This is a genomic window from Sphingomonas paludis (assembly GCF_053502515.1).
The window spans coordinates 1,688,426-1,703,809 of record NZ_CP187558.1; the positions used below are offsets into that span (position 1 = coordinate 1,688,426).

The following is a 15,384-nucleotide window of genomic DNA, read 5'->3' on the forward strand; positions in this document are numbered from 1 at the left end:
GTGACGTGCCACCACTTTCGCCACCTTCCGGCACCCCGCTTGCCCCGCCGCCCGCCAGCGGCTAAGGGCGCGCCTTCTTTCTCATCCTTGGCAGGCAGGCGATCCATGAAGATCAGCGGCGTTGATATCCGTCCCGGCAACATCATCGAATATGAAGGCGGCATCTGGCGCGCCGTGAAAATCCAGCACACCCAGCCGGGCAAGGGCGGCGCCTATATGCAGGTGGAGCTGAAGAACCTGCGCGACGGGCGCAAGAACAACGTCCGCTTCCGCTCCGCCGAAACGGTCGAGCGCGTGCGGCTCGACACCAAGGATTTCCAGTTCCTCTATCCCGAGGGCGACGGCCTCGTCTTCATGGACAAGGAAACCTATGATCAGGTGACGCTGCCCCGCGACCTGCTGGGCGATGCCGCCGCCTTCCTGCAGGACGGCATGGACGTCGTCATGGAACTCTATGACGAGGAAGCGATCAGCGTTCAGCTGCCCGACACGATCGAGGCGACGATCGTCGAGGCGGATGCGGTGGTAAAGGGGCAGACCGCCTCGTCCAGCTACAAGCCCGCCGTGCTCGACAATGGCGTCCGCATCATGGTGCCCCCGCATATCGCATCGGGCACCCGCATCGTCGTCGACGTGTACGAACAGACCTATGTCCGCCGCGCGGACTGATCGTGCGCTATGAGGACGATCCGCGTTTTGCACCTTACTCTTTCGTGGACAGCTGGGTGCTGGGCTACGAGATCGAGCCCGAGCGGATCGTCCTGACCGTGGACGCGGTCTTGTCAAACGACCATCCATTTGCCGGCCCTCCTCGCCAAGGCGAGATGTACCGCTATGAACAGATCGAGCTGCGCTTTGATGGGGTCAGTGAGCTTCGGTTCGCTGAAAGTTTTCAGCCCCCCGCGCGCGACTCTGCGGGCGAAGCTGATTACGGCAGTATCGGTCATTTTGAGGTCGGTTCGGACGGACGCTACATTCTGCAAGGCATGATCTTCGGGGATTTGGATTTTAAAGCGCGCGACTGTCGCCTAACCGTCCTGTCGCGCGACTGGGAGAATTGAGTTGGTTGCCCATTCCGGCCTGATCACTGTCATCGACCGCGCTGCCCGCAAGGCGGCGCCGCGCCTGCGCCGCGACTTCAACGAGGTGCAGCAGCTTCAGGTCAGCCGAAAGGGGCCTGCCGATTTCGTGTCGATCGCCGACAAACGCGCCGAGGACACCATTGTCGAGGAACTGCGCAAGGCGCGGCCCGACTGGGGCCTGGTGCTCGAGGAAGGCGGTACGATCGAGGGCGATCCGGACAAGCCGCGCTTCATCGTCGATCCGCTGGATGGCACCACCAACTTCCTGCACGGCATTCCGCATTTCGCCATCTCGATCGCGGTCGAAGATCCGCGCGGCAGCCAGGGCAAGCCGGAAATCACCCACGGCCTGGTCTATCAGCCGCTGACCGATGAGAGCTTCTGGGCGGAAAAGGGCCGGGGGGCCTGGGTCCAGTCCGAACGGCTGCGCGTCTCCGCCCGCCGCGATCTGGCGGACGCGCTGATCGCCACCGGCATCCCGTTCCTGGGCCATGGCAATTTCGCCGAATGGACCCGCATCTTCGGTGCGGTCGCGCCGGAAGTCGCCGGCATTCGCCGGTTCGGCTCGGCCGCGCTCGACCTTGCCTGGGTCGCGGGGGGCCGGTTCGACGGTTTCTGGGAAAGCGGCCTGCAAAGCTGGGACATCGCCGCTGGCCTTTTGCTCGTCAAGGAAGCGGGCGGGTTCGTCACCGACTATCGCGGCACGGATCAGGCGCTGGTTAAGGGCGAGGTGCTGGCCGCCAACGACACGCTTCATTCCAAGCTGCACAAGCTGGTGGCCGGGTCGCTGCGCTGACGCAGCAACCCGCCGGCGCCGGGATCAAAGTTTCATATCCTCCTGAAACTGGCCCAGCAACGACAGCCACACATCGACCGAATCGGCCAGGTTCGCCTCCGCGACCCCTCCGAAATCCAGGTTGACGTCCATCTCCAGCCAGGGGTCCTGCGTGTCGTCCAGATAGGCCCGGGTAAATCGCTTGGACTTGTTCCAGGCGTTCATCTGTTCCAGCGTCCGCTTCTCCTTGGTGGACCAGCCGGCAAACAACTGGATCGTCTTGCAGTTCTTGGCGGTCCCTTCATCGCAGTTCAGCAGCGGCACGAAAAACTGGGCGCCGGACGCTGCACTCTTTATCTCGATGCCACCCTGTTCCGTCCTGGTCACCTGAGCCTGAAGCCCCTTGGCCTACAACACGCCAACGATCTCCGCCTCGGTTGCCGTCGCCATCTCAGCCGTTGCCGGTGCAGCGATGGTCAGCATGGCCGCCAGGGCCGCACCGCGAGCCCACATCTTCAACTGAATCGCAATTTTCCCCCCGGTTTTGTTCCCCGACACAGCATCATCCCGCCATCCCGGCTTGGCAAGTGCATCTGCGGTGGCCCGGTTACCGCCCGAATAATGGACCCGGAACCGGATTGGCTATTTTTGGGCGAGTCTTGGCCTTGCGGGGCGGGGGGCATCGGCTTAGAAGCCACCCCAATCCATATCGCAAGCGCGAGAAAAACCTTGGTCGATCTCAGCCAATATCTGCCGATCCTCTTGTTTCTTGGGGTCGCGCTGGCCCTCTCAGTGGCGTTCGTGTTCCTGCCCATGGCGGTGTCGCGCCTGACCGGCGCGCACAAGCCGTCCCCTGAAAAGCTGACCGAATATGAGTGCGGTTTCCCCGCGTTCGAGGATAGCCGCAGCCAGTTCGACGTGCGCTTCTACCTGGTCGCCATCCTGTTCATTATCTTCGATCTGGAAGCGGCGTTCATCTACCCCTGGGCCGTATCCGTGTTCGATCTCGGCTGGGTCGCCTGGACGTCCATGATGATCTTCATCGCCGAACTCGCGCTGGGCCTGGTCTATGCGTGGAAAGTCGGCGCGCTGGATTGGGAATAAGCCATGAATCAGACCTCTCCCATCCTCGCGCCGCAGGGCGGCATTGTTCAGCCCGATCAGCAGTTTTTCAACGACCTGAACGGCGAGCTGACCGACAAGGGTTTCCTGGTCACCTCGACCGAAGACCTGTTCCAATGGGCGCGGACCGGCAGCCTGTGGTGGATGACGTTCGGCTTGGCCTGCTGCGCGGTGGAGATGATCCACGTCAACATGCCGCGCTATGACATGGAGCGGTTCGGCGCCGCCCCGCGCGCGTCCCCGCGCCAGTCGGACGTGATGATCGTCGCGGGCACGCTGTGCAACAAGATGGCCCCGGCGCTGCGCCGCGTCTATGACCAGATGTCGGAGCCGAAATACGTCATTTCGATGGGCAGCTGCGCCAATGGCGGCGGCTATTACCATTATAGTTACTCGGTCGTTCGCGGATGCGACCGGATCGTGCCCGTCGACATCTACGTCCCCGGATGCCCGCCGACGGCCGAGGCGCTGCTTTATGGCGTCATGCAATTGCAGCGAAAGATCCGCCGGGTCGGGACGATCGAACGGTGAGCAGCCTGACCGCCCCCCGCTATGCCGCCAATGACGGCGTGATCGACACCGCCCGCGCGGCGCTTGGCGACTTGCTGATCGATGCCGTCGATCATGTCGGCGAGGTGTCGCTGACCGTCGTGCGCGACAGCCTGGTCGCGGCGATGGTGACGCTGCGCGACACCCCGGGCCTGGAATATCAGCAGTGCATGGAAATCGCCGGGGTCGACTATCCTGAGCGGGCCGAGCGCTTCGACGTCTGCTATCATCTTCTCAGCCTGACCCGGAACCACCGTATCCGCGTGCGGGTGATGACGGACGAGGTGCAGCCGGTGCCCAGCGTCACCGGCATCTGGCCCGTCGCCGGGTGGCTGGAGCGCGAAGTGTACGATATGTACGGCGTGCTGTTCGTCGGTAATCCTGACCTGCGCCGCATCCTGACCGATTACGGCTTTCGCGGCCATCCGTTGCGCAAGGATTTTCCGCTGACCGGCTATGTCGAGCTGCGCTATTCCGAAGAGGCCAAGCGCGTCGTCTATGAACCGGTGAAGCTGGCGCAGGATTTCCGCAGCTTTGATTTCATGTCCCCGTGGGAGGGCGCGCAATACGTCCTGCCCGGCGATGAAAAGGCGCCTCAGCCAGAGGCAAAGGGTGCCCAGACGCCGGCCGCTGCCAAGGATGTTTCCAAGACCGAGGACAAGGGGCCGACGCCTGCCGCGGTGGACAAGCCCAAGGTGACCGACAGCCCGGCCGACACCGGCGCGGGCAAGGCCGAGCCCGGCAATAATCCGGCGGACAAGCCCAAGACCGACCAAGCCCCAGCATCCGCCGCCAGGCCGGAGGGAGACGCCTGATGGCCGATTATCTGGAAGAATTGGAAGGCCGCACCGACGCCGCCGATCCGACGACGGGCGATGTCGAGATCCAGAACTACACGATCAATTTCGGGCCGCAGCACCCGGCCGCGCACGGCGTGCTGCGCCTGGTGATGGAGCTGGACGGCGAGATCGTCGAGCGGCTCGACCCGCATGTCGGCCTGCTCCACCGCGGCACCGAAAAGCTGATCGAATACAAGACCTATACCCAGGCGCTGCCCTATATGGACCGGCTGGATTACTGCTCGCCGCTCTGCATGGAGCACAGCTTCGTCCTGGCGGTCGAAAAGCTGCTCGGCCTCGAAGTGCCGCTGCGTGCGCAATATCTGCGCGTGTTCTTCGCCGAGCTGACCCGCATCTCCAACCACATGCTGAACCTGGGTTCGCATGTGATGGACGTGGGCGCGATGACGCCGAACCTGTGGATGTTCGAGGTCCGTGAGGACTGCATGAACTTCTTCGAGCGGGCATCGGGCGCGCGGATGCACTCCAACTATTTCCGCGTTGGCGGGGTGCATCAGGACGTGCCGCTGAAGCTGCTTACCGACATTGCGGAATGGCTGGACACCCGCCTGCCGCAACTGTTCGGCGACGCGATCAGCCTGGTCGCGGAAAACCGCATCTTCAAGCAGCGCAATGTCGATATCGCCGTGGTCAGCCGCGACGATGCGATCAAATGGGGCTTTTCCGGCCCGATGATCCGCGCCGCGGGCATCCCCTGGGATATCCGTAAAAGCCAGCCCTATGACGTCTATGACCGCATGGAATTCGACGTGCCGGTGGGGACGAAGGGCGATTGCTATGACCGGTTCATGGTCCGCGTCGAGGAAGTGTATCAGTCCGCCCGCATCATGAAGCAGTGCCTGGCGCAGATGCCCGAGGGCCCGATCATGACCGAGGACCGCAAGGTCGGCCCGCCCAAGCGCGCCGAGATGAAGCAGTCGATGGAAGCGCTGATCCACCACTTCAAGCTCTATACCGAGGGCTATCACGTGCCCGCCGGCGAAGTGTATGTCGCGACCGAAAGCCCCAAGGGCGAATTCGGCATCTACATGGTCTCGGACGGCTCGAACAAACCGTACCGCTGCAAAATCCGCCCGACCGCGTTCAGCCATTTGCAGGCAATGGACTTCATGTCGCGCGGGCACATGCTGGCGGACACCACCGCGATCCTGGGCGCGATGGACATCGTGTTCGGGGAGTGCGACCGGTGATCGGTTGTTGCCCCGTCATTGCGAGGGCGGCAGGCCCGCGGCAATCCAGCGAACGGCCCGTGGCTCAGGATTGCTTCGCTACGCTTGCAATGACGGAAAGTGTTTTGTGGGGGTGCGGCCGGTGAGCCAAGATGCTCGTGACTCGATCTATCTCTGGCTAGGCGGCATCGCATTTGTAGCGTTTTTTTGGATTTCGCTGCAGCTGCACCTTTTTGACCGGATACCCGAGTGGGTCATCCAATTTGGCCAAGGTTTGCTCATTCTATTGTTGCTGGTCCGGTTTGGCCGTTGGTGTCTGGGGCAAATTGAAAAGCGAAGTGAATCAAATGGCTGACGCACCTAATATCCCCTCCGAGGCCGAGACCCGCGCACGCTGGGGCGCATTTGCGTGGAACGAGGCCAACGCCGCCAAGGCGAAAGAAATCATCGCGCGCTATCCCGCCGGGCGGCAGATGTCGGCCACGCTGCCGCTGCTTGATTTGGCCCAGCGCCAGGTGGGGGCGGAGACGCAGACGCAGGGCTGGTTACCCGTGCCGGTGATCGAGTTCGTCGCCCGCACGCTCGACCTGCCCTATATCCGCGTGTTCGAGGTCGCGACCTTCTACACGATGTTCAACCTGGCGCCGGTCGGCCGCTATCATGTGCAGGTGTGCGGCACGACGCCGTGCATGCTGCGCGGGTCGGACGACGTGATGGCGGCGTGCAAGAACAAGGGGCTGATCAAGGGCAAGACGACGCCCGACGGCCTGTTCACGCTGACCGAGGTCGAGTGCATGGGCAATTGCTCGTCCGCGCCGATGGTCCAGATCAACGACGACAATTACGAAGACCTGGATTATGATCGCACGGTCGCGATCCTCGATGCCCTGTCGCGCGGCGAAAGCCCCAAGACCGGCACGCAGGAGCCGGGTCGCCATACGGTCGAGCCGCTGGGCGGGCCGACCACGCTGACCGCGATGGTGACCGAAAACCACGATTACCGGGGTGAATGGGCATGAAGAACCAGAGCCTGATCGTCACCATCCTCGCCATCATCGGCGGGATCGTGGTGCTCGGCTGGGCACTCAAGCTGACGTTCAAGCTGATGGGGCCGCTGCTCCTGATCGGCCTGGGCGTCGTGATCTACCTCATGTTTTTCAAAGGCAAGGGCGGCGTACGATGAGCCTGTCTGACAAGGATCGGATCTTCACGAACCTCTATGGCTATCAGTCATGGCGGATCGATGCGGCCATGGGGCGTGGCGACTGGGACAATACCAAGGCGCTGCTGGCGCTCGGCCAGGACACCATCATCGAGCGGATCAAGGCATCCGGCCTGCGCGGGCGGGGCGGGGCGGGCTTCCCCACGGGCATGAAGTGGAGCTTCATGCCCAAGGAGCCGAAGCCGGATCGCCCCAGCTTCCTGGTCATCAATGCCGACGAATCCGAACCCGGGTCGTGCAAGGACCGTGAGATCATTCGCCACGATCCGCACAAGCTGATCGAAGGGGCGCTGGTCGCCGGTTTCGCGATGCGCGCGCGTGCGGCCTATATCTATATCCGCGGCGAATATATCCGCGAGGCGGAGACTTTGTTCGCCGCCGTGGCCGAGGCCTATGACAAGGGCTTTCTGGGCAAGAATGCCTGTGGCTCCGGCTATGACTTCGACGTGTTCGTCCACCGCGGCGCGGGCGCCTATATCTGCGGCGAAGAGACCGCGATGATCGAAAGCCTGGAGGGCAAGAAGGGCCAGCCGCGTCTGAAGCCGCCCTTCCCGGCGGGTGCTGGCCTGTATGGCTGCCCCACCACCGTCAACAATGTGGAATCGATCGCGGTTGCGCCGACGATCCTGCGGCGTGGGCCGGAATGGTTTTCCAGCTTCGGGCGGGAGAATAACAAGGGCACCAAGCTGTTCCAGATCAGCGGCCATGTGGAAAAGCCGTGCGTGGTCGAAGAGGAAATGAGCATCCCCTTCCGCGAGCTGATCGAAAAGCATTGCGGCGGCATTTGCGGCGGCTGGGACAATCTGCTCGCCGTGATCCCGGGCGGCTCGTCGGTCCCGCTGGTCCCGGCGGAGCAGATCATGGACGCGCCGATGGATTTCGACGGGCTGAAGGCACTCGGCTCGGGTCTGGGCACCGCCGCAGTGATCGTCATGGACAAATCCACCGACATCGTCCGCGCGATCAGCCGTCTGAGCTATTTCTACAAGCACGAAAGCTGCGGCCAGTGCACGCCGTGCCGTGAGGGCACCGGCTGGATGTGGCGCGTGATGGAGCGGATGCGCACCGGCGATGCCGATGTCAGTGAGATCGACACGCTCTACAATGTGACCAAGCAGGTCGAGGGCCACACCATCTGTGCGCTGGGTGACGCCGCCGCGTGGCCGATCCAGGGCCTGATCCGCCATTTCCGCCCGGAAATGGAGCGACGCATCGCTGAGCGGAATGGTGGCGGCATGCTGGAGGCGGCGGAGTGATTGCTGCCCTGCTGATCGCCGCGGCACTGCAGCAGCAGCCTGCGCCACCCTTGCGGGCCGATACGCGTCCCGCAACCTGGCCTGATCCCGTCAGCGATGGTCAGGATGAACAAGGCGCCACGGATCGCGGTCGCCTTCGGATTTTCGAATTCGGCACATGCGTTGCGCGCCGCAGCCCGGCAAAGGCAGCCGAAACCCTGCGCCAGGATTTTCGCAGCAAGAGCTATGCCTCCGGAATGGCGCAACTGGTGCAGACCAACATGGATGCATGCCGCACCTTTCGCCGGGGGCGGATGAGGGCTGCCAACCTGTTGGGCGCTGGCGCAATGGCGGAGCAGCTGCTGGAATCGGCACCCGTTGCACCGAACGTCCGGCTTGCAAGGGCTGCTGCAGGTCCGGCGATCCCGTCGTTCAGTCCGTCCGATGCGATCGCGATCTGCGTCGTCCGCTCGGTGCCCGACGACGTTGCCGCGCTGTTCGCGACGGACGTTGAAACGCCGGCGGAAACCAACGCTGCCGCCAAGCTGGATATCGTTGTGACGCGTTGTTCAAGCCCGGTGAGCCGGGTGGAAACGTCCGTTTCGGGTCTGCGATCGATGCTGGCCACGGCCGCATTCCGCAGCGCCGACGCGGCGGAGAAGAAGTAAGCCATGCCCAAGTTGAAAGTCGACGGAATCGAAGTGGAAGTGCCGCAGGGGGCGACCGTGCTCCAGGCGTGCGAGGCGGCGGGCAAGGAAATCCCGCGCTTCTGCTATCATGAGCGCCTCAGCATCGCGGGCAATTGCCGCATGTGCCTGGTCGAGGTGAAGCCGGGGCCGCCCAAGCCGCAGGCGTCGTGCGCGCTGCCCGCTGGCGAGGGGCAGGAAATCCGTACCGACAGCCCGATGGTCAAGGCCGCACGCGAAGGCGTGATGGAATTCCTGCTGATCAACCACCCGCTCGATTGCCCGATCTGCGATCAGGGCGGCGAATGCGACCTGCAGGACCAGTCGGTCGCCTATGGCAAGGGTCAGAGCCGCTATTCGGAAAACAAGCGGGCGGTGACCGAGAAATATATGGGTCCCATCGTCAAGACGGTGATGACCCGCTGCATCCACTGCACCCGCTGCGTCCGCTTTTCGGAGGAAGTGGCGGGCGTGGAGGAAATCGGCGCGATCTATCGCGGCGAGAACATGCAGATCACCAGCTATCTGGAAAAGGCGGTGTCGTCCGAGCTGTCGGGCAATGTCGTCGATCTGTGCCCGGTCGGCGCGCTGACCAGCCGCCCCTATGCGTTCGAGGCGCGGCCATGGGAGCTGAAAAAGACCATGGCGATCGACGTCATGGACGCAGTCGGCACCAACATCCGCCTCGACAGCCGGGGTCGCGGGGTGCTGCGCGCGCTGCCCCGGATCAACGAGGACGTGAACGAGGAATGGGCGCACGACAAGACGCGCCATGCTGTCGATGGCCTTGCCCATCGCCGCCTAGACCGCCCGTTCGTTCGCAAGGACGGCAAGCTGCGGCCGGCAAGCTGGGAAGAGGCGTTCGCTGCGATCAAGGCGGTCGATGCCGGGTCCAGCGTCGCCGCGATCGCGGGTGACCTGCTCGATTGCGAGACGATGTTCGCCGCCAAGAAGCTGGCGGGGGCGATGGGATCGTCGCTGCTCGAGGGCCGCCAGACCGGCATGGCCTATGACGTGACCAACCTGGCCGCGGTCGCGTTCAATTCGACCATCGCCGGGATCGAGACGGCTGACGTCGTGCTGCTGGTCGGCAGCAATCTTCGCTGGGAAGCGCCGCTGGTCAACACGCGGCTTCGCAAGGCCGTACGCAAGCGCGGGGCGAAGGTGTTCGCCATCGGGCCGGAAGTCGATCTGACCTACAAGGTCGAGTGGCTGGGCGACGACCTGGGCCTGCTGGGTAAGCTGCCCGGCCATGTTGCCGAGGCGCTGGACGCGGCCGAGCGGCCTGCGATCATCGTCGGGCCGGGTGCGCTGAAGGCGGGCCATGGCGCGGCGCTCAAGCTGGCTGTCGATGGCAAGATCGTGCGTGACGGATGGAACGGCTTCAATGTCGTCCACACCGCTGCCGCGCGCATGGGGGCGCTGATGCTCGGCTTCGCTCAGCCGGGTGGCATTGCCGATATCGCAGCGGCAAAGCCCAAGCTCGCCTTTTTCCTGGGCGCTGACGAGGTCGATTTTGCGGCGTTTGCGGACAGCTTCAAGGTCTATGTCGGGCATCACGGCGACAAGGGCGCAGCCCATGCCGACGTGATCCTGCCGGCTGCCAGCTATGCCGAAAAGCCCGGCACCTACGTCAATCTGGAGGGCCGTGTTCAGCGCGGCGACCGCGCGGTTTTCCCGCCCGGCGATGCGCGCGAGGACTGGGCGATCCTGCGGGCGCTGTCCGACGTGCTGGGCCACACCCTGCCGTTCGACAGCTTTGACCAGCTGCGCGCGGCGATGGCGGCGGAAGTGCCGGCGCTGGGCGCGGAGGGGCTGGTCGAATATGACTGGAACCCGCCATCGCTGCCGGTCGAGGCCAGCGGCGCGGTGACCTATCCCATCGCTGACTTCTATCTGACCAACGCGATCTGCCGGGCCAGCCCGACGATGCAGCGCTGCTCGGCCGAACTGATCCACGGCCAGGATTTCGCGGAGGCGGCGGAATGACCGAATTTTTCCAGACCACGCTCGGCCTGCCGTTCGAGGCCGCCTGGTTCACCGCCACCATCATCGGCATCCTGCTGATCGCGTTTCCCGTCATGCTGGCGGTGGCGCTGATCATTTATGCCGATCGCAAGATCTGGGCGTCGATGGCGCTGCGTCGCGGGCCGAACGTGGTCGGGCCGCTGGGCCTGCTTCAGTCGTTCGCCGACGGCCTGAAGGTATTCCTTCAGGAAACGATCATCCCGACGGGCGCGAACAAGGGGCTGTTCCTGCTCGCCCCGATCATCACCTTCACGGTCGCGCTGATCGTCTGGGCGGTGGTGCCGTTCGATGTCGGTGTCGTCCTGTCCGACATCAATGTTGGCCTGCTCTACATCCTCGCAGCATCATCGCTCGGCGTGTACGGCATCATTTTGGCCGGATGGGCGTCGAACTCCAAATATCCTTTCTATTCCGCCATCCGCGCTGCGGCGCAGATGGTCAGCTATGAAGTGTCGATCGGCTTCGTCCTGATCGCGGTCGTGCTGTGGACCGGCAGCTTCAACCTGTCGGAAATCGTCGAGAATCAGAAGGGCCATGTGCTTGGCTTCATCAACGCTTACGGCTTCAACCCGCTCTTGTTCCCGATGGCGGCGGTGTTCTTCATTTCTTCGCTTGCCGAGACGCAGCGCGCGCCGTTCGACCTGACCGAGGCGGAGAGCGAGCTGGTTGCGGGATATCAGACCGAATATTCGTCCATGGCCTTCGCGCTCTATTGGCTGGGGGAATATGCGAACGTCATCCTGATGTGCGTGCTGAATGCGGTGCTCTTCTGGGGCGGGTTCCTGCCGCCGATCGACTGGGCGCCGCTCTACCTTGTGCCCGGCATTATCTGGCTCTTCATCAAGATGCTGGTCTTCTTCTTCCTGTTCAGCTGGGTGAAGGCCACCGTCCCGCGCTATCGCTATGACCAGCTGATGCGGCTGGGCTGGAAAATCTTCCTGCCGCTCAGCCTTGTCTTCGTCTTTCTCGTTTCGGGTTACCTGATGCTGACCCGCGTTGGAGTTCCAGCATGAGTTTCGTCCAGACCCTAAAGGCGTTCACGCTGTGGGAGTTCATCGGCGCGCACGCGCTGACGCTGAAGTATTTCTTCAAGCCCAAGGCGACGATCAATTATCCGTTCGAGAAGAACCCGATTTCGCCGCGTTTCCGGGGCGAGCATGCCCTGCGGCGCTATCCGAACGGCGAGGAACGCTGCATCGCGTGCAAGCTGTGCGAGGCGGTGTGCCCAGCCCTGGCCATCACGATCGAGGCAGAGCCGCGCGAGGACGGCAGCCGTCGAACGACGCGCTATGACATCGACATGACCAAGTGCATCTATTGCGGCCTGTGTGCCGAGGCATGCCCGGTCGATGCGATCGTCGAAGGCCCCAATTTCGAGTTTTCGACGGAAACGCGTGAGGAACTGATCTACCAGAAGGAGAAACTTCTGGAAAATGGCGACAAATGGGAGCGGGCCATCGCCGCGAACCTTGCCGCCGATGCGCCCTATCGTTAATGCCGCGCCGAGTTCGATTCACCGCCGTTCGGGCTGAGCTTGTCGAGGCCCTGACCTTCTTCACCGTGAAGCAGGACAGCCCTTCGACCAGTTCAGGGCGTACGGTGCCAGGGGACACGATCAAACTGTGATCCAAGCCATCGCCTTTTACCTGTTCGCGGGCATCGTGCTCATTTCCGGCGCGATGACCATCGCGTCGCGCAACCCGGTTTATTCCGTGCTGTGGCTGATCCTCGCGTTCTTCAACGCCGCCGGGCTGATGGTGCTGGTCGGCGCCGAGTTCATCGCGATGCTGCTGGTGATCGTTTATGTCGGCGCGGTCGCCGTGCTGTTCCTGTTCGTGGTGATGATGCTCGATATCGACTTCACGGAATTGCGCGCCGGGGTCGTCCGCTATTTCTGGATCGGCCTGACGCTGGCGGTTGCGCTGGCGGCGGAGATAATGATCGCCATCGGCGCCTGGAGCGCGGGCAAGATCGACCTGTCGGGCCGGATCGCCCCGATCGACCCGTCGGTCAGCAATATCGAGGCGATCGGGCAATTGCTCTATTCGCGCTATCTGTTCGCGTTCGAGGCGGCGGGGCTGGTCCTGCTGGTCGCGATGATCGGGGCCATCGTGCTGACCCATCGCCAGCGCACTGGCGTGTTCAAGCAGAATGTCGCGGCGCAGGTGGCCCGGCGTCAGAAGGATGCGACGCGCCTGGTCAATCAGCCCGTGGGGCAGGGGGTGTCGCTGTGATCGGTCTGACCCATTATCTCGTCGTATCGGCCATCCTGTTCACGCTCGGCGTGCTGGGCATTTTCGTGAACCGCAAGAACCTGATCGTCATCCTGATGGCGATCGAGCTGATCCTGCTGGCGGTGAACCTGAATCTCGTCGCCTTTTCCGCCTTTTTGGGCGATCTGGTGGGGCAGGTGTTCGCCATGTTCGTGCTGACCGTCGCCGCTGGCGAGGCAGCGATCGGGCTGGCGATCCTGGTCATCTATTTCCGTGGCCGGGGCACGATCTCGGTCGAAGACGTCAACCGGATGAAGGGGTGATCATCTGGTGATCTACGCCATTGTATTCCTGCCGCTGCTGGCATCCATCGTCGCGGGCCTGTCGAACAAGTCGTTCGGCACCACGCTGCCCAAGGTGCTGACCACCGGCGCGTTGTTTATTGCAGCAGGCCTCAGCTGGCCGATCTTCATCGGGTTTCTGACGGAAACGCAGAGCGCGCATGTCCATCCCGTGCTCAACTGGGTCGCGTCGGGCGACCTGACGTTCGAATGGGCGCTGCGGGTCGATGCGCTTACCGCCGTCATGCTGGTGGTCATCACCAGCGTGTCGGCACTCGTCCACCTCTATAGCTGGAGCTATATGGAGGAGGATCCGGATCAGCCGCGCTTCTTCGCCTATCTGTCGCTGTTCACCTTCGCCATGCTGATGCTGGTGACGGCCGACAATCTGGTTCAGATGTTCTTCGGCTGGGAAGGGGTGGGCCTTGCGTCCTACCTGCTGATCGGCTTCTGGTTCCGCAAGCCCAGCGCCAATGCCGCCGCGATCAAGGCGTTCGTCGTCAACCGCGTCGGCGATCTGGGCTTCATGCTCGGCATCTTCGGTACCTTCCTGGTCTTTGGCACCGTCTCGATCCCCGAAATCCTGGCTGCCGTGCCGGAACAGGCGGGATCGACCATCGGCTTTCTCGGCTACCGCGTTGACACCCTGACGGTGCTCTGCCTGCTCCTGTTCGTCGGCGCGATGGGCAAGTCGGCTCAGCTGGGCCTGCACACCTGGCTGCCGGACGCGATGGAGGGCCCGACGCCCGTGTCCGCGCTGATCCACGCAGCGACCATGGTGACCGCCGGCGTGTTCATGGTGTGCCGCCTGTCGCCGATGTTCGAGGCGAGCCAGACTGCGCTCTATGTCGTGATGGCGGTGGGTGCCGCGACCTGCATCTTTGCAGCCACCATCGGCACGGTGCAGACCGATATCAAGCGGGTCATCGCCTATTCGACCTGTTCGCAGCTCGGCTACATGTTCTTTGCCGCAGGCGTCGGCGCTTATGGCGCAGCAATGTTCCACCTGTTCACCCACGCCTTCTTCAAGGCGCTGTTGTTCCTGGGCGCGGGATCGGTGATCCATGCCATGCACCATGAGCAGGACATGCGCTTCTATGGCGGCCTGCGGAAGGAAATCCCGGTCACCTTCTGGGCGATGCTGATGGGCACGCTGGCGATCACCGGCGTCGGCATCTACGGGATCGGCGGATTTGCGGGTTTCCATTCCAAGGACGCGATCCTCGAGGCGGCCTATGCGAGCGGCACCGGCGTCGGCGCGTTCTGGGTGGGCACGCTGGCGGCGCTGCTGACCAGTTTCTACAGCTGGCGGCTGATGTTCCTCACCTTCTGGGGCAAGCCGCGTTGGGCCGCATCCGAGCATATCCAGCATGCGATCCATGACGCGCACGGCCATGACCACCATGACGATCATGCCCATGCCACGCACGGCCACGGGGACGAGACGCAGAATGCTCCGGCTCAGGAAGATGCAGGCCATGCCCCGCATCACGATCCCGTGCCGAACCATGCCAGCCAGATGGCGGCCGGGACGGGCGGCTATCATCCCCACGAAAGTCCGTGGCCGATGCTGGTGCCGCTGGCGCTGCTCAGCGTGGGCGCGATTGCGGCAGGGTTCGTCTTCTTCCCATTCTTCCTGGAGGCCGGCCATGCCGAGGCTTTCTGGAGTGGAAGCATCTTCTTCGACGCGACGCTCGCCCATGCGATGCATGAGGTCCCGCTGTTCGTGAAGCTGGCGGCCAGCATCGTCATGCTGATCGGCCTGGCAGCCGCCTTCTACACCTATATCCTGCGGCCGCGCACATCGGCGGCGGTGGCGGGTGAACTGCGCATCCTGCACCGGTTCCTGATGAACAAATGGTATTTCGACCAGCTCTATGCGCTGCTGTTCGTCCGGCCATCGCTGGCATTCGGCCGGCTGTTCTGGAAGGCGGGTGACGAAGGCACGATCGACCGGTTCGGGCCGAACGGATCGGCGGCGCTGGTCGGGGTCGGCAGCCGGCTCGCGGCGCGGGTGCAATCGGGCTATCTCTACAGCTATGCTTTCGTGATGTTGATCGGCCTGACCGCCGCCGTCACCTGGGCCATTGCGGGTTGAACGG

18 protein-coding genes and 1 pseudogene are annotated in these 15,384 nt (G+C 63.4%); 18 read left to right on the top strand and 1 reads right to left on the bottom strand.

The window, feature by feature from the left end; genetic code table 11:
* Nucleotides 1-105: 105 nt before the first annotated feature.
* From efp to ACPVPU_RS08265, 3 genes are read left to right on the top strand one after another with little or no spacing between them, the layout of a single operon-like run.
* Nucleotides 106-669: an elongation factor P gene (gene efp / locus ACPVPU_RS08255; protein WP_260019697.1), complete on the top strand. Its 564-nt coding sequence runs from the start codon at nt 106-108 to the stop codon at nt 667-669.
* 2 nt (nt 670-671) lie between these two features.
* Nucleotides 672-1,061 carry a hypothetical protein gene (locus tag ACPVPU_RS08260; RefSeq protein ID WP_448657452.1) on the top strand — a complete coding sequence of 130 codons (390 nt, stop codon included), beginning with the start codon at nt 672-674 and terminating at the stop codon, nt 1,059-1,061.
* Nucleotide 1,062: 1 nt separating this feature from the next.
* A complete protein-coding gene (locus ACPVPU_RS08265) occupies nt 1,063-1,878 on the top strand; it encodes an inositol monophosphatase family protein (protein ID WP_448657453.1) in 816 nt (271 codons plus the stop codon).
* 24 nt (nt 1,879-1,902) lie between these two features.
* On the opposite strand, the pseudogene ACPVPU_RS08270 reads toward ACPVPU_RS08265, so the two are convergent.
* Nucleotides 1,903-2,247 (bottom strand): annotated as a pseudogene (locus ACPVPU_RS08270) (YbjN domain-containing protein); the annotation flags it as partial.
* Between the two features lie 339 nt (nt 2,248-2,586).
* Between ACPVPU_RS08270 and ndhC the strand changes: the two are divergent.
* The 15 genes from ndhC (at nt 2,587) to nuoL (ending at nt 15,380) form a co-directional block, all read left to right on the top strand.
* Nucleotides 2,587-2,961, top strand: a complete 375-nt coding sequence (ndhC, locus tag ACPVPU_RS08275) for an NADH-quinone oxidoreductase subunit A (RefSeq protein ID WP_448657454.1) — start codon at nt 2,587-2,589, stop codon at nt 2,959-2,961.
* Nucleotides 2,962-2,964: 3 nt separating this feature from the next.
* Nucleotides 2,965-3,510: a NuoB/complex I 20 kDa subunit family protein gene (locus ACPVPU_RS08280; protein WP_448657455.1), complete on the top strand. Its 546-nt coding sequence runs from the start codon at nt 2,965-2,967 to the stop codon at nt 3,508-3,510.
* On the top strand, nt 3,507-4,343 hold the full coding sequence (locus ACPVPU_RS08285; protein ID WP_448657456.1) for an NADH-quinone oxidoreductase subunit C: 837 nt from the start codon (nt 3,507-3,509) through the stop codon (nt 4,341-4,343). The genes ACPVPU_RS08280 and ACPVPU_RS08285 overlap by 4 nt, the downstream gene beginning before the upstream one ends.
* A complete protein-coding gene (locus ACPVPU_RS08290; RefSeq protein ID WP_448657457.1) occupies nt 4,343-5,578 on the top strand; it encodes an NADH-quinone oxidoreductase subunit D in 1,236 nt (411 codons plus the stop codon). Before ACPVPU_RS08285 ends, ACPVPU_RS08290 begins: the two co-directional genes overlap by 1 nt.
* Nucleotides 5,579-5,699: 121 nt before the next feature.
* Nucleotides 5,700-5,912 carry a hypothetical protein gene (locus ACPVPU_RS08295; RefSeq protein ID WP_448657458.1) on the top strand — a complete coding sequence of 71 codons (213 nt, stop codon included), beginning with the start codon at nt 5,700-5,702 and terminating at the stop codon, nt 5,910-5,912.
* Complete coding sequence (locus ACPVPU_RS08300; protein WP_448657459.1) at nt 5,905-6,576, top strand: complex I 24 kDa subunit family protein; 672 nt, start codon at nt 5,905-5,907, stop codon at nt 6,574-6,576. The genes ACPVPU_RS08295 and ACPVPU_RS08300 overlap by 8 nt, the downstream gene beginning before the upstream one ends.
* Nucleotides 6,573-6,740: a hypothetical protein gene (locus tag ACPVPU_RS08305; protein WP_448657460.1), complete on the top strand. Its 168-nt coding sequence runs from the start codon at nt 6,573-6,575 to the stop codon at nt 6,738-6,740. Before ACPVPU_RS08300 ends, ACPVPU_RS08305 begins: the two co-directional genes overlap by 4 nt.
* The gene (nuoF, locus tag ACPVPU_RS08310; protein ID WP_448657461.1) at nt 6,737-8,035 is read left to right on the top strand and encodes an NADH-quinone oxidoreductase subunit NuoF; all 1,299 of its coding nucleotides are present in this window, start codon (nt 6,737-6,739) and stop codon (nt 8,033-8,035) included. The genes ACPVPU_RS08305 and nuoF overlap by 4 nt, the downstream gene beginning before the upstream one ends.
* A 326-nt stretch (nt 8,036-8,361) precedes the next feature.
* Nucleotides 8,362-8,682, top strand: coding sequence for a hypothetical protein (locus ACPVPU_RS08315; protein WP_448657462.1), 321 nt, complete (start codon nt 8,362-8,364; stop codon nt 8,680-8,682).
* 3 nt (nt 8,683-8,685) lie between these two features.
* Entirely contained in the window at nt 8,686-10,689 is a 2,004-nt protein-coding gene (gene nuoG, locus ACPVPU_RS08320; RefSeq protein WP_448657463.1) for an NADH-quinone oxidoreductase subunit NuoG, read from the top strand.
* Complete coding sequence (gene nuoH, locus ACPVPU_RS08325) at nt 10,686-11,741, top strand: NADH-quinone oxidoreductase subunit NuoH (RefSeq protein WP_448657464.1); 1,056 nt, start codon at nt 10,686-10,688, stop codon at nt 11,739-11,741. Before nuoG ends, nuoH begins: the two co-directional genes overlap by 4 nt.
* Nucleotides 11,738-12,223, top strand: coding sequence for an NADH-quinone oxidoreductase subunit NuoI (gene nuoI, locus ACPVPU_RS08330; protein WP_448657465.1), 486 nt, complete (start codon nt 11,738-11,740; stop codon nt 12,221-12,223). Before nuoH ends, nuoI begins: the two co-directional genes overlap by 4 nt.
* 127 nt (nt 12,224-12,350) lie before the next feature.
* Nucleotides 12,351-12,962, top strand: coding sequence for an NADH-quinone oxidoreductase subunit J (locus tag ACPVPU_RS08335; protein ID WP_448657466.1), 612 nt, complete (start codon nt 12,351-12,353; stop codon nt 12,960-12,962).
* Nucleotides 12,959-13,264 (top strand): NADH-quinone oxidoreductase subunit NuoK, encoded by a 306-nt coding sequence (nuoK, locus tag ACPVPU_RS08340; protein ID WP_260019684.1) that lies wholly within the window; start codon nt 12,959-12,961, stop codon nt 13,262-13,264. Before ACPVPU_RS08335 ends, nuoK begins: the two co-directional genes overlap by 4 nt.
* Nucleotides 13,265-13,271: 7 nt before the next feature.
* Nucleotides 13,272-15,380, top strand: coding sequence for an NADH-quinone oxidoreductase subunit L (gene nuoL, locus ACPVPU_RS08345; RefSeq protein ID WP_448657468.1), 2,109 nt, complete (start codon nt 13,272-13,274; stop codon nt 15,378-15,380).
* The last annotated feature ends 4 nt before the right edge of the window (nt 15,381-15,384 follow it).

Coding starts and splice junctions, on each gene's coding strand:
- efp (WP_260019697.1), top strand. CDS start 106: ATGAAGATCAGCGGCGTTGATATCCGTCCCGGCAACATCATCGAATAT.
- ACPVPU_RS08300 (WP_448657459.1), top strand. CDS start 5,905: ATGGCTGACGCACCTAATATCCCCTCCGAGGCCGAGACCCGCGCACGC.
- nuoH (WP_448657464.1), top strand. CDS start 10,686: ATGACCGAATTTTTCCAGACCACGCTCGGCCTGCCGTTCGAGGCCGCC.
- ACPVPU_RS08280 (WP_448657455.1), top strand. CDS start 2,965: ATGAATCAGACCTCTCCCATCCTCGCGCCGCAGGGCGGCATTGTTCAG.
- ACPVPU_RS08305 (WP_448657460.1), top strand. CDS start 6,573: ATGAAGAACCAGAGCCTGATCGTCACCATCCTCGCCATCATCGGCGGG.
- ACPVPU_RS08290 (WP_448657457.1), top strand. CDS start 4,343: ATGGCCGATTATCTGGAAGAATTGGAAGGCCGCACCGACGCCGCCGAT.
- nuoG (WP_448657463.1), top strand. CDS start 8,686: ATGCCCAAGTTGAAAGTCGACGGAATCGAAGTGGAAGTGCCGCAGGGG.
- nuoI (WP_448657465.1), top strand. CDS start 11,738: ATGAGTTTCGTCCAGACCCTAAAGGCGTTCACGCTGTGGGAGTTCATC.
- ACPVPU_RS08315 (WP_448657462.1), top strand. CDS start 8,362: ATGGCGGAGCAGCTGCTGGAATCGGCACCCGTTGCACCGAACGTCCGG.
- nuoF (WP_448657461.1), top strand. CDS start 6,737: ATGAGCCTGTCTGACAAGGATCGGATCTTCACGAACCTCTATGGCTAT.